Genomic DNA, 13,700 nt, shown 5'->3' with positions numbered 1-13,700 from the left:
CACAATGACATTGCAGACGATACTTCCGCTTAACACGGAAGCTCTCAAATCACTATCCCAACAAAAAAACGAACCGGCCTGGCTGACGGACAGCCGCCTGGGCGCTCTGGAACTCGCTTCCCGGCTCGAACTGCCCAAACCGGAAAAAACGAAAATCGATAAATGGAATCTTGCAGACTATGGTACGTATCAGCCTGTAAGTCCGGTTGCTTCTCTGCAGGAACTGCCTGTAGTGGTAAGCCAGCTGGTCAATGAAGAAGAATCGGCGAACCTGCTCGTTCAAAAGGATTCCGGCGTGATCTACTCCAGCCTGTCGGATGAGATGAAAGCCCAGGGTATCATTTTCACCGATCTGGAGACAGCAGCACGTGAGCATGGCGACCTGGTACAGGCGCATCTGTCCACAGTTGTCAAAAACGATGAAAACCAGCTGACTGCACTGAGTGCAGCACTGTGGAATGGTGGAGCATTCCTCTACGTTCCCAAAAACGTAGAAGTATCCATCCCGCTGCAAGCTGTATTTGTAACGGAAAATGCAGAAGCAACATTTGCACCGCGCGTACTCGTTATTGCCGACACCAACAGTTCCGTAACCTACGTGGACAACTATGTATCCACTGGCGAGGCAAGCCGTGTGCATAACGGTATCGTCGAAATTGTAGCCAAAGACGGAGCTAAAGTTCGTTATGCGACGGTTCACCAGCTCGGTCTGAACGTAACGGATATGAGCTACCGTCGTGCGGTAACCGGCAACGATGCATCCATCGAATGGATTATCGGTGAAATGAACGATGGCAACACCGTAACCGATACCGCGACGATTCTCAAAGGCAACGGCTCCACTTCAGATGCAAAAGTTATTGCTGTAGGCTCTGGCGCACAGCGTCTGAACTATACGACCAAAGCGGTTCACTTTGGCAAAGACTCCACCAGCCAGATGACGACCCGCGCGGTTATGCGTGAAGAAGCCAATGCAATCATTAACGGAATTACCAAGATCGAGAAAGGCGCTACCCGTTCCAACGGTGAGCAGGCAGAGAAAGTGCTGATGCTCAGCCCGAAAGCACGTGGTGATGCCAACCCGATCCTGCTGATCGATGAAGATGATGTTATGGCAGGGCACGCGGCATCCGTAGGACAGGTTAACCCTGAACAGGTGCATTACCTGATGTCACGCGGTATCTCCCGTGCACAGGCAGAACGACTGATTATTTATGGCTTCCTGGCTCCGGTCGTATCTGATATTCCACTGGAACAGCTGCGTGTTCGTCTGCAGGAACTGGTGGAAAGGAAAGTCGGACAGTGAACGAGCTCATCCGCGAGCAGTTTCCGATTTTACACCAGGAAGTAAACGGACATCCGCTTGTGTATCTGGATAATGCGGCAACTTCACAGAAACCGCGTGTTGTTCTGGATGCATTGCGTCACTATTATGAATGGGACAATTCCAATGTACACCGTGGTGTGCATACACTGGGAACACGTGCGACCGACGCTTATGAAGGTGCACGCGAGAAGATTGCCCGTTTCATCAATGCTGAACGCAGTGAAGAGATTGTGTTTACCCGTGGTACAACAACAGCGCTCAACCTGGTCGCTTCCTCGTATGGCGGTCCGCGTCTCCAGCCCGGAGACGAGATCGTCGTCACCCCGATGGAGCACCACAGCAACCTGATTCCGTGGCAGCAGCTCGCGCTGCGGACAGGAGCGACGCTGAAATATATCCCACTGCAGCCGGATGGCAATATCGATCTGGCCGATGTGGAAAAAGTAATCAATGAAAATACCAAAATCGTCTCGGTCGTCTATGTATCCAACGTACTCGGTGTCGTCAATCCGGTGAAGGAAATTGCCGAGATTGCCCACCGTCACGGTGCGATTATGGTCGTGGACGGCGCACAGAGTACACCGCATATGAAGGTGGATATGCAGGACCTGGACTGTGACTTTTACGCCCTGTCCAGCCACAAAATGTGCGGACCGACCGGATTCGGTGCACTGTACGGCAAGCGCAAGCTGCTGGCACAGATGGAACCTATCGAATTCGGCGGCGAGATGATCAATGACGTAGGACTGTATGAATCCGACTGGAAAGATGCTCCCTGGAAATTTGAAGGCGGTACGCCGATCATTTCCGGTGCGGTAGGTCTGGGCGCAGCGATCGATTTCCTGTCCGAGATCGGTATGGACAAGATTGAAGAGCATGAAGCCCATCTGGCCAACTATGCAATGGAGCGTATGTCCAAGATTGAGGGTATTAAAATATATGGTCCGGCCAAGCGCAAAGTGGGTATTGTTACTTTCAACCTTGAAGGTGTACATCCTCATGATCTGGCGACCGTGCTGGACACTTACGGGGTAGCTATTCGTGCCGGACATCACTGCTGTCAGCCATTAATGAGATGGCTGGAAGCAAGTTCTACGGCACGCGCAAGCTTTTACCTGTATAATAATGAACAAGACGTGGATAGACTCATTGAAGCGTTGGTTCAGACAAAGGAGTATTTTGGCGATGCAACTTGATGATCTTTACCGCCGCGTGATTATGGATCATTACAAAAATCAACGCAACCGCGGTACATTTGAAGATGGAGCGATGACGGTTGAACTGAATAACCCGACCTGTGGTGACCGCATAACCCTGCAGCTTCAGGTGGAAGACAACAAGGTAGTGGACGCCAAATTCTCGGGAGATGGCTGTTCAATCAGTATGTCATCCGCCTCCATGATGACGGAAGCGATTAAAGGCAAGACGTATGAACAAGCACTTGAGCTGGCAGACCGTTTCTCCGCCCTTATGAAAGGCGAAGAAGTGGAATTTGCAGAATACGAAGAGATCGAAGCCCTATCCGGAGTCAATAAATTTCCTGCTCGCATTAAGTGTGCCACTCTGGCCTGGAATGCCCTGCGCAAAGGAATCGGCGAAGACAGCTTGAACAATTAAGATAGGGAGGCTACAACAATGGCTAAAAAAGCACCAGAAATGGAAGACTATAAATATGGTTTCCGTGATGAGCACAAATCCATTTTCCAGTCCGGTAAAGGTCTGAACAAGGAAATCGTAATGGAGATTTCTCGTATGAAGAACGAGCCGCAATGGATGCTGGATTTCCGTCTCAAATCACTGGAACAATTCGAAAAAATGCCTATGCCTGAATGGGGCGGCGATCTGAGTGGACTGGACTTCAACGATATCCAGTACTATGTAAAGCCATCCGAAGGACAAGGTAAAACATGGGAAGAAGTACCGACAGAGATCAAGGAAACCTTTGACAAACTCGGTATCCCGGAAGCAGAACAAAAATTCCTGGCTGGTGTATCCGCTCAGTATGAATCTGAAGTTGTATACCACAGCATGCAAAAAGAACTGGAAGACCAGGGCGTAATCTTCATGGATACGGATACTGCACTGCGTGAGCATCCGGAGATCCTGAGAGAATACTTCTCCACGGTTATTCCACCCACAGACAACAAATTCGCAGCACTGAACAGTGCCGTATGGTCCGGCGGAAGCTTCATCTATGTGCCGCCAGGCGTACAATGCGACGTGCCTCTGCAGGCGTACTTCCGCATTAACTCCGAGAACATGGGTCAGTTCGAGCGTACGCTGATCATCGCGGACGAAGGCAGCTTTGTACACTATGTAGAAGGCTGTACAGCACCGATTTACAGCACCAACTCCCTGCACAGTGCGGTAGTTGAGATCATCTGTAAGAAGGATGCTCGTGTGCGTTATACAACGATCCAGAACTGGGCGCCAAACATCTACAACCTCGTTACCAAACGTGCGGTTGCAGAAGAGAACGCGACTATGGAATGGGTTGATGGTAACATCGGTTCCAAGCTGACTATGAAATACCCTGCAGTAGTACTGAAAGGCCGCGGCGCCAAAGGCTCCGTACTGTCGATCGCTGTAGCCGGTAAAGGTCAGCTGCAGGATGCCGGTGCGAAAATGATCCACCTGGCTCCGGATACCACGTCTACAATCGTATCCAAATCGATCAGTAAACATGGCGGTAAAGTAACGTACCGTGGTCTAGCATCATTCGGACGCAACTCCGAAGGTTCCAAGTCCAACATCAAATGCGATACGCTGATTCTGGACAACGAGTCCACTTCCGATACTATTCCGTACAACGAGATCAAGAATGATAACATCACGCTTGAGCACGAAGCAACGGTATCCAAAGTATCCGAAGATCAGCTGTTCTACCTGATGAGCCGTGGTCTGACTGAAGACGAAGCGACTCAGATGATCGTAATGGGCTTTATCGAGCCATTTACGAAAGAACTGCCGATGGAGTATGCGGTTGAAATGAACCGTCTGATCAAGTTCGAGATGGAAGGTTCTATCGGTTAAAACTTTTAGGCCTTGCCGTTAAAAGGGATTTGTGACTTTTAGGTTAAGGATGAGGAAAGTCGTACCGAATTTATGCCAATTTAGTATTGTTGATTTATGTAGAAGGCGAACTTTTAAGTTCGTCTTCTTTTTTTATTGTAATAAAAGGTAATGACCGGCAAAGTCCTATTCCAAGAATTCAAGTTGAATAATGAATAATTCTTTTCCATCTGGATCATCAGTATTTGATACATAAACTCCAATATAATTCTCTGGATATGTAATGAGAAATACATTATATGAAAAATTCGAATAAAATTGACTATAAACTTAAAACAAAAATGCCTATAATCCTATTTAGCTCTATGAAGCAAAATAAAAGCTGACTGATCGAAATCAGCCAGCCGAGTTATTACCAAGGTAGCGCGCAACCTTGATTGTATGGGGGACACTTAGGCGGTGTTGCGGCAGAAGTAACAGCAGAGACGGATAATGCCAAGATAGCGGTCAGACCTAAAACGGCTAAATACTTTTTCATATGTAACACCTCTTTCGTTAGATTAAAAATACTATATCAAATAAATATATTTAATGGAAGTATATGTAACTTATGTGTAAGAGAAAATTTCAGCTATATTATATTAAGAAAATATACAGGCATACGTACTGAATATAAGACTCACGAAGCATAGCCATTTCCTCTTCTTTCTTAAGTTGTCAGCTTAGGCAGCACCTATAGGTAAGTACATGTACTTCAAATGCTGTTTGAGCTGACCCAAATGTTCATTTTTTCCGAATTGCAACAGACAGAGTATATAGGCTGATACATAGAGTAATTAAAGTTATTCCCAAAGTTATGTACTGAAGCACAGAGGACACCTCCTAACAAACTAAATATATCATAAGCATATTTATAGAGAAATAGTTGATTTACGTTTTTACGATTTTAATAACGTTAAAACGAATGTATTGAGTTTTATTTTTTCCTTACCATCCTCATAAAACCCGATCCAATACCTTCCCTACCACAGGCATAAAATACTGTAAAACCACTCCTCCCAAAGCTACCGTCAGCACCGTCCCTACACCAATCGGACCACCCAGCATCAATGCCATTATCAGAAACACCATATACACCACCGTCCTCGTCACCAGCATATTTGTCCGAAGCAGCTGCTGCAGCACCAGTGTCAACCGGTCAATCGGGATCGCTGCAAAGTTGGTATACAAATACGCAGCCGTTCCCAACCCGGTAATAACCAGCCCGATACCAAAACAGAGCCAACGGCTGTACCATAATTCAGGCGTCAGTCCGTGCTGCAGGATCATCAGCCACATATCTATGCCTGCACCGGTCAGCAGTGCAGTGATCATGCCCAGCCACTCGGGTTTTTGTCTCTGAACGATGGCATTCAGGCCAACCAGCATCAGCGCGATGATGATCTCCCAGCTGCCTACCGTTAGTCCCACACGTACAGACAATCCTACCAGCAGCGCATCAAATGGCGATGTGCCAAGTTTCGACTGGATCATCAGGGAGATGCCCAGCGCGAGTATCCCTATTCCGAGTACATAAAATATATATTTCAAAGCAATCTGCTCCTTTATCATTAATCCGGTTTATCATTCATCAATTTATATTGCAAATGCAATATAAATGAGTTAGATTTAAACTATCTTATTTTTGTTGTATTTGCAATAAAATATTCTATAAACGATGGATAAAGGAGCACATGATGAAAGAGATTCTGCGGGAAATCGGCATGATCGCGCGAGCGCTGGATTCGATCAGCAATATCGAATTCAAAGAATACGATTTGACCAAAGGGCAATATCTGTATCTCGTGCGGATCTGCGAGCAGCCAGGCATTATTCAGGAAAAGCTGGCCGAGATGATCAAGGTGGATCGGACGACCGCTTCGCGCGCAATCCAGAAGCTGGAGACAAGCGGCTTTATCGAGAAAAGGGAAGATCTGCATAATAAAAAGGTTAAAAAGCTGTTTCCCACCGCCAAAGGAGAGCAGGTCTATCCTGTTATCAAGCGGGAAAATGATTATTCCAATTCTGTAGCTCTGGAGGGTTTGTCCGAAGAGGAAACCGAGATGATTCATGAACTTCTCCGAAAAGTCAGACACAACGTGGAGAAAGACTGGGAGTCTGTCAAAAAAGGTCATAAACGAAACTATTAATGTGTCAGTTATTCAACAAGCCAGAGGAGTGTAAAAGGTAACATGAATATCAGTATCAGAAAATGTACAGTGGAAGACGCACAGCAGCTGCAGCAGATCGGTTATGAGACATTTGAAGAGACATTCCGGGATCAGAATTCACCTGGGGATGAGGCACTGGAGATCGAGCGAATCTATGTACGAAGTTCTTTTCAAAAGCAGGGAATTGGCAAGCATCTGTTCGATAAAGCGATAGATATCGCAGTACAGAATGGTAAAGCTGCAGTCTGGTTGGGCGTATGGGAGAAAAATGAAAATGCAATTGCCTTTTACCAGCGGCAGGGATTTGTGCAGACAGGGGCACATTCCTTTTATATGGGAGATGAGGAACAGACCGATTTTATTATGGTCAAAGATTTGTCTGCAGTTGACCGGTAAACAGCTGACAGAACAAATAACTAACCTAAGAATAGGACAAAACACCCCCGTACTTTGCTGCCATAATGGGCAAGTACGGGGGTGCTGTGTTTGGATTCGCTAATTGGTGCTACGAATGCAGGGAAGAACGTTCTAATCCCATTTTTCTAATCAGATTTTGAATTTGGCAATTAATTCATTTAATTCTTCTGCCATAATCCGCAGGTCTTCGGAAGAAGCCGATATGCCGCCGAGGGCTTCACGTTGCCGATGCGATGTCTCGGTCACTTCCGCAGCACCTTTTCTTGAAACGCCCGCAATCTCGGCCAGTTCGGATACAGAAGAAGATACTTCTTCGGAGCTGGCAGACATTTGCTCGGTGACGGCGGACATATCTTCGGTCTGGGAAGATACATCACTGATCGCTGTCTCGATTTGATGGAAAGCTTCCCCCGTCTGCTGTGACAGCTTGATACCGGCTTCCACTTCACGGATACCAGCCTCCATCAAGGATACGGCTTCATCCGTATCCTTTCTCATCAGCCCCAGCGTTCCGGAGATTTGACCAGCTGACTGGGCCGACTGATCGGCCAGCTTGCGTACTTCTTCAGCCACAACTGCAAATCCTCTGCCTTGTTCACCAGCGCGTGCAGCTTCAATGGCGGCATTCAATGCGAGCAGGTTGGTCTGTGAAGCAATACCTGAAATCAGTTCGGCCATGCCTTCCACTTCACGAGAACGCTGCTGCAGCTGTCGAATACATGTTGCCGAGCGATCTACCGCAGCACTGATGGCTGTCATCTGAGTGGCAATCTGATTGATAGTGGTTCCGCCACCACCTGCTTTATTTTTCATTTCTGCAGCGGCTTCGGATACTTGATAAGCGGTTTGGGCAATTTCCTGAATAGCTCTGGACATCTCTTCCATTACTCTTGCTGTTTCGCCGGCTGCTTGTTCCTGGCTCTCGGCACCACGATTAACCTGTTCAGCAGTGTGCAGTACTTCTTTTTGCATATGAACATTTTGTTCAACGTTATTGGTGAGCGAAGAAGAAGCTTCGGCTGCCTGTTGGGCTTTGCGCTGCACCCCGGCAATGACATTTTTGAGTTCGCCAGCCATCTCGGCAAAATTGCGGTTCAATTCACCAAAGTCATCTTTACGGTCTGCGCGCAGCTGCACATTCAGATCCCCTGTACTCATCTGTTTGATTGCGACAAACAGATCCCGGACTGGCTGCATCATGCGCCGCATAACAAAATATTGAATAAGAAGGACAACAACAACACAACAGATCAAAATAAGCAGGGAGTTGCGCAGTAGGGTAGCCGTATTATTTTCAATATCAGCGGCACTGATATCCATGCCCAGTACGGCAATGACTTTACCGGAGCTATCCTTGACCGGCTGCAGGACGCTGGACCAGCTTCCATATATATCGGTGTACACATCGGTACCTATCGGTTCGCCGCTGTCTGCGACCTGCTGCATGGCGGCATACATAATCGGAGGGTTCTCGTACAGGGTCCCCGTCCCCATACCTGCTTCGATCAAATGAGTAGGAGAAGCGATAACGGTTTGTTGGTTATTTACGATAGCGGTACTAAATACATAAGCCTGTGCTATATTCGGATTCGTGTTTGATATTTCATTAAGCAAGGCAGTCAGTTCTTTATCAATAGCGCTGCCTGCCACAGGATTTTCGGCAGCCTTCAGAATGAGCGATGTTCCGATCTGTTCTCTCATGTAAGCTGACACACCCGTATACTGTTTGTGCAGATCATTTAAAGCCATCCGTTCCTGCGCAATCACATTGAAGATAGTAAGCATAACACCGACCAACAAGATACCAATCGACATTAGAATGATATTTTTAGCAAAAAAGGTAAGTCTCATTTTCTTTTTCATTGGTTTCTCCCTTAGCCTGAATATAGGATTGAATTATTCGTATATAATTCTTTCGGTAAAATAAACCAATATGTAAATAGAAAATTGAAAATGAATGGATAACATGGAAAAGAAAAAGACCCGCTCCTTTCGCGAGTCGATGTGTGAATATAATAAAAAAGAAGGTTTAATGGATAAAGAGGAAACGAGTCAGTCTCTTAATTGTAATACTGTTCGGTGGCTTATTCAGCTGTAACGGCCCAAGCTGCTTTTTTTCCAGCTGCCTGGCTTTTTCGTTTTGGAAGCGGCTGCGGAGAAAGCGGTATATCCGCCTGAATAAAGGGTGCCAGGCTTATAGCCAAAAGCGGCGGACAGTTCAGCCGGGGTGAACTGCTGCTTGCGTTCCATCAGCTGGAGCAATACAAGGGCAGCGGCACGGGCATCTTCCAGTGCATCGTGATGGTTCAGCTCAATGCCAAAATAGGCTGCCAGATTGTTCAGCCGGTGGGAAGGCAGCTCGTTCAATATCTTTTTGCTGAGCAGATAGGTGCAGTAATACTGAAATGCCGGATAACCGGCACTGGCGGCATCCAGACTGTGACGCAGTACACTCATATCAAAGGCCGCATTGTGGGCGACCACATGTTTATTTTCCAAATAAGGCAGCAGATCCGGCCACAGTTCGCCAAAGGTTGGTGCATCCTGTACCATGGAGGATGTGATGTTATGGATGCTAATATTCATGGCATCAAAATGCTGCTGCGGGTTGATCAGCCAGGAGCGTTCGGTTGTGATCTCGCCGCCGCTGATTTCCACGACTCCGATCGAGCAGGCACTGGCACGGCTGGAGTTGGCAGTCTCAAAGTCAATCGTTACAAAATCCATTCTTTATTCATCCTTTCGGAGTCGGTAACCCGGTATCTATTCCAATCATTACAAAACCGTTGTTGACGAAGACAGGTATCGACCTGTACCCTTTGATAGGGACGGGATGGCATATTCCGGTAAATCTACAGCTTCACTGGTATAACCTGCGGCTAATCTGCCCGGGCAAAATGTACTGCTTTACAGACAGTAACAGAAGTTCCCTGAACTATCTATTTTAGTACATATGCATTCCATATACCAGTCAGTTACAGACAATTTACAAGCAAGGTGGTTAACGGTACATTGAAAAGCAGAAGAAGTGAGACACACAGCAGAAGAAAACGTCGATCCATTCGTATTCCCATCCTGACCGCAATGATGGCGCTGGTCATCGTGGCAGCGGGAGCGGTATGGTATATGCAGCATCAGGCTGTCCAGAACGCCGCGCAATCCACGGCAGCATCCGGCAAGGGCATCAATCAGGCAGGAGCGAACCATCCAGCACAGAGCGGCAGTGGTACAGCAGCAGACAGCAGCGGTCAGACGGCAGCCATCCCGGCTCCGGTGGTCGATGAACATTATGATCTGGTGCTCGTCGGTAGTGAGATCGAAGGCATTCTGATGGCCAAGGCTGCCCATGATGAAGGATTGAATGTACTGATTATCGATCCCCGTGACAAGCCCGGCGGTCAGCTGATTCAGGGACAGATGCTCGTACTGGATGAACCGAATAATAACAAAAAGATCAGCCTCGTCCAGGGCGAGATGAAAAAGCTGTATAATGCCTACAACAGCGGCGAGATTCGTAAGGAATCCGATTTTATCCAATACTATAACCGCTTGATCGAAGGCATTCCGCTCAAAAGCGGCATCACCATCAAGCATATCCAGCAGGCGGAAGTAAGTAACAGGCAGTCCATAGTCAGTCTGACCTACACGGAAAAGGACGGCACCGAGCATACGGTAAATGCCAAATATTTTGTGGAAAATACCGATTATGCCGCGCTTTCCTCTCAGCTGGACGTTACCCGGATACCGGGAGTGGAATCCATTTTTGGCGGGGGAGACCAGCCGGAGTATATGGCTGCTACCTATATGCTGAAGTTCAAAAATGTCGACTGGCTCGTTCTGCACAGTGCGACGCTGCGGGATTATCCGCTGTCCAATCTGGAAGCCAAATACGGCCCCAACACGTATGTCGATTATGACTTTGGCACCGGATACAGCAAGGTGACAGATACATTCAAGATCAGCGATTCTCAGCTCAAGCTGCGCGGCATCAATTCGACCTACCAGAAGGATGGTGAGGTCATTATCAATGCGCTGCTGATCTACGATGTCGATCCGGCGGACCCCGAATCCGTACGCACCGCTATCGCCAAAGGCAAAGCCGAAGCGCCGCATGTGCTGGAATTCCTGCGCGAGAATATTCCGGGCTACCGGAATGCCAAGCTGAACGGATACCCGGAATACCTGTATATCCGAGACTACAACCGTTACGAGACAGATTATGTGCTGCAGGCGGAAGATCTGAACAGCAGCGAGATGTTCTGGGACAATGTCAGCATCGGCGGCTACCCGATGGATATTCAGGGAACGAGAGAAGTACCAACCGGCAAGGGCTACGGCAAGCCGGATGCGTATGGCATTCCACTACGTTCCTTTGAACTGAAAAATTATGATAATGTACTGGTAGCCGGTAAAAATATCGGCGCATCCATCAAGGCGTATGGTAGCGCCAGAATTACACCAACAACCGCGTTGGCGGCCGAAGTGATGGGTATTATCCTCGGCCACGAGAAAGACGGAAAGCGACTCCGTGAGTTGACTGAAGATGATTTCCGCAGTATTCATGCTTATCTGAAAAAAGATTACCATATTTCGTTGAATTGATTCGAGGCAGCCAATAAATCTGCAAACCTATTGCTTTAAAAAAGCAGATTCAAAAACGTCGGTTCAGCTCAAGAATTCGAATATACTTTTTAAACGCAAAAAAGCTGGCCCGCTTCTATGGAAGAGCCAGCTTTTTGCAATGCCGTATGTTCATCAAAACCTCTAAACCTGCTCAACTTTTCATCAGCCGGCTCAGACAGCCATATATCCAAAGGATGATGCTTCTGGCGGCGGCTCTGCCACTGTCAAATAAAGATCTCTTCAATCTCCAGCGTAGCTTGAACGGACAGATCCGTGAACCCCTGATTAGTCTCAATCAGCGGACGGAAATAGTCTGTCGGATTGGTCATGATGATTCTTCCGGTCTCACCGGAATTAAGACGAACCTTTTTGCCGATCATATTGGGCAGCATATTTCGGATAAAGGTTTGGGCGGCCTCGGCATACAGCTGTCCGAAGCTCATGCGGTGAATTTCCTTGAGTACACGCAGCAGTTCCTGTTTGGACTGATAGACCCGGTGAGTCGTCATTGCACTATAAATATCGGCGACCGCTGTGATGCGTGCGTACGGATGAATCTGATCGAGCGTGAGGCCGTTTGGATAACCTTTACCATCTGCTCGTTCATGGTGCTGCAGGGCGACAATCGCGCTCAGTTCATCACCGGTAGATTCCATAATGATGTCATAACCGTACTGGGCATGTTTTTTCATAACCTCGTATTCTTCAGGAGTCAGCTTGCCCGGTTTGTTTAGAATTTCGGGCGGTACTTTGGCTTTACCGACATCATGCAGGTATCCGGCCCTACCGGCCGCATAAGCTTCCTGCTCGGTATATCCCATCCAGATAGCGAGATAGTAAGATAGCATGCCGACTTGAAGGGAGTGTGTGTACGTGTAGTTATTCGTATCGTTCAATACAAATAAGACGGAGACTACGTCTTTTTGTGTATGAAGTTCATCCATCAGCGGTTCCAGTACCGCATCGACCTGACTTCCGTCAAACTCACCACGGGAAGCCGCATTCAGGAACAGGTTCTGAAATCCCACCAGGGCAGTATCAAATTGAACCTTGGCTTCTGTCAGGGAATGATGGGTTTCGGTATCGTGGGCAATTGCAGTTTCTTCAATATCAACATAATCCAGACCATGTTTAAGCAGCTTGCTAATATCATCGGGTTGGAGAATGTGGCCCCTTTGCATCATATGAATACCGAATGTATTGAACGTATCACTGGAAAGCGTGTCCCCCGGCTTCAAATCTGTAACATGCACTCTCAATATGGGCACCTCCATAATCTAAAAATTTAAATTTATCATAACAGGAAAAAAACTTCTCAACAATCCTGATATAGGTATTTTAGCTCAGGATTTAGGTTGGGTGGGGTTCCAGGGACCCGTTTGTGTGCCTTTCCATTCCGATCCATCTGCCCAGACTTCCTTTTTCCAGATGGGTACCGTCTCTTTGAGCCGCTCAATGGCAAATCGGCTCGCCGCATAGGCATCATCACGGTGAGCGGATGAAACAGTAATAATCACGCTGGTCTCTGCGATACCCACGCTGCCGATCCGATGACTAATGGCACAGCGTGCACCGGGCCAGGTCTCGGCAATGTGTTTGCCAATTTTTTGCATCTGTGACAGTGCCATGGGAATATAGGCCTCATACTCCAGATACACGGTCTGCATTTCGCCGGTCATTTCGCGGGTAGTCCCAATAAAGGCTATCGTGGCTCCGTGATTATTATCGGTCACTTTGGCAATAACTTCTTCTGCCGAGAGAGGATCACTGGTGATTACATAGAGACCATCGGGGGTCTGTTCAAATATAGTCGGTCCGGAACCTCCGGACACAGGAGGGATCAGAGCCAGTTCATCGCTTTCCATAATAATAGTATCGACCGTTGCATACTCTTGATTAACAGCTGCGAACGAATGACGGATAGAATTTTCCGCATCCGGGTATAATGTAGATAAAATGTCCTTGAGCCGCTGTACAGTGACAGAGGGGACGTTCTGTACAGAATCGATATTCGCCACTGGCGGTACCTCTACGGTAATTTGGGATTCACCGATTTTTTCGGCAAGCCCGGCAAATAATTTAATGGTATACTGCATAAAATAAACCCTCCA

At 47.5% G+C, this 13,700-nt stretch carries 12 protein-coding genes; 7 read left to right on the top strand and 5 right to left on the bottom strand.

Annotation, left to right across the window (positions count from 1 at the left end; all coding sequences use genetic code 11):
- Positions 1–4 precede the first annotated feature (4 nt).
- From sufD to sufB, 4 genes are read left to right on the top strand one after another with little or no spacing between them, the layout of a single operon-like run.
- The gene (sufD, locus tag M1D61_RS15275) at positions 5–1,306 is read left to right on the top strand and encodes a Fe-S cluster assembly protein SufD (protein ID WP_458119517.1); all 1,302 of its coding nucleotides are present in this window, start codon (positions 5–7) and stop codon (positions 1,304–1,306) included.
- Positions 1,303–2,523 (top strand): cysteine desulfurase, encoded by a 1,221-nt coding sequence (locus tag M1D61_RS15270; protein ID WP_458119516.1) that lies wholly within the window; start codon positions 1,303–1,305, stop codon positions 2,521–2,523. The genes sufD and M1D61_RS15270 overlap by 4 nt, the downstream gene beginning before the upstream one ends.
- The gene (gene sufU, locus M1D61_RS15265; RefSeq protein WP_458119514.1) at positions 2,513–2,944 is read left to right on the top strand and encodes a Fe-S cluster assembly sulfur transfer protein SufU; all 432 of its coding nucleotides are present in this window, start codon (positions 2,513–2,515) and stop codon (positions 2,942–2,944) included. The genes M1D61_RS15270 and sufU overlap by 11 nt, the downstream gene beginning before the upstream one ends.
- A gap of 18 nt (positions 2,945–2,962) precedes the next feature.
- Positions 2,963–4,360 (top strand): Fe-S cluster assembly protein SufB, encoded by a 1,398-nt coding sequence (gene sufB / locus M1D61_RS15260; protein WP_458119513.1) that lies wholly within the window; start codon positions 2,963–2,965, stop codon positions 4,358–4,360.
- Between the two features lie 975 nt (positions 4,361–5,335).
- Here the strand turns inward: sufB and M1D61_RS15255 are convergent.
- Positions 5,336–5,929, bottom strand: a complete 594-nt coding sequence (locus M1D61_RS15255; RefSeq protein WP_458119511.1) for a YczE/YyaS/YitT family protein — start codon at positions 5,927–5,929, stop codon at positions 5,336–5,338.
- Between the two features lie 146 nt (positions 5,930–6,075).
- Here M1D61_RS15255 and M1D61_RS15250 point away from each other — a divergent pair, with 146 nt between their 5' ends.
- Positions 6,076–6,528, top strand: a complete 453-nt coding sequence (locus M1D61_RS15250) for a MarR family winged helix-turn-helix transcriptional regulator (protein ID WP_458122521.1) — start codon at positions 6,076–6,078, stop codon at positions 6,526–6,528.
- Positions 6,529–6,570: 42 nt separating this feature from the next.
- The gene (locus M1D61_RS15245; RefSeq protein WP_458119510.1) at positions 6,571–6,945 is read left to right on the top strand and encodes a GNAT family N-acetyltransferase; all 375 of its coding nucleotides are present in this window, start codon (positions 6,571–6,573) and stop codon (positions 6,943–6,945) included.
- A gap of 150 nt (positions 6,946–7,095) precedes the next feature.
- On the opposite strand, the gene M1D61_RS15240 is transcribed toward M1D61_RS15245, so the two are convergent.
- Both M1D61_RS15240 and M1D61_RS15235 read right to left on the bottom strand, forming a co-directional pair.
- Entirely contained in the window at positions 7,096–8,829 is a 1,734-nt protein-coding gene (locus M1D61_RS15240; protein ID WP_458119508.1) for a methyl-accepting chemotaxis protein, read from the bottom strand.
- A gap of 225 nt (positions 8,830–9,054) precedes the next feature.
- On the bottom strand, positions 9,055–9,693 hold the full coding sequence (locus M1D61_RS15235; protein WP_458119507.1) for a 3'-5' exonuclease: 639 nt from the start codon (positions 9,691–9,693) through the stop codon (positions 9,055–9,057).
- A gap of 285 nt (positions 9,694–9,978) precedes the next feature.
- On the opposite strand from M1D61_RS15235, the gene M1D61_RS15230 reads away from it, so the two are divergent.
- Complete coding sequence (locus tag M1D61_RS15230) at positions 9,979–11,568, top strand: FAD-dependent oxidoreductase (RefSeq protein WP_458119505.1); 1,590 nt, start codon at positions 9,979–9,981, stop codon at positions 11,566–11,568.
- 245 nt (positions 11,569–11,813) lie between these two features.
- Here the strand turns inward: M1D61_RS15230 and M1D61_RS15225 are convergent, their stop codons facing one another.
- Both M1D61_RS15225 and M1D61_RS15220 read right to left on the bottom strand, forming a co-directional pair.
- Positions 11,814–12,848 (bottom strand): HD-GYP domain-containing protein, encoded by a 1,035-nt coding sequence (locus M1D61_RS15225; protein ID WP_458119504.1) that lies wholly within the window; start codon positions 12,846–12,848, stop codon positions 11,814–11,816.
- 84 nt (positions 12,849–12,932) lie between these two features.
- Entirely contained in the window at positions 12,933–13,685 is a 753-nt protein-coding gene (locus M1D61_RS15220) for a molybdenum cofactor biosynthesis protein (protein ID WP_458119503.1), read from the bottom strand.
- Positions 13,686–13,700: the final 15 nt, after the last annotated feature.

It is taken from the genome of Paenibacillus sp. Z6-24 (assembly GCF_054161335.1).
The sequence above is the reverse complement of the archived record's forward strand: the minus strand, read 5'-3'. Positions and strand labels throughout refer to the sequence as shown.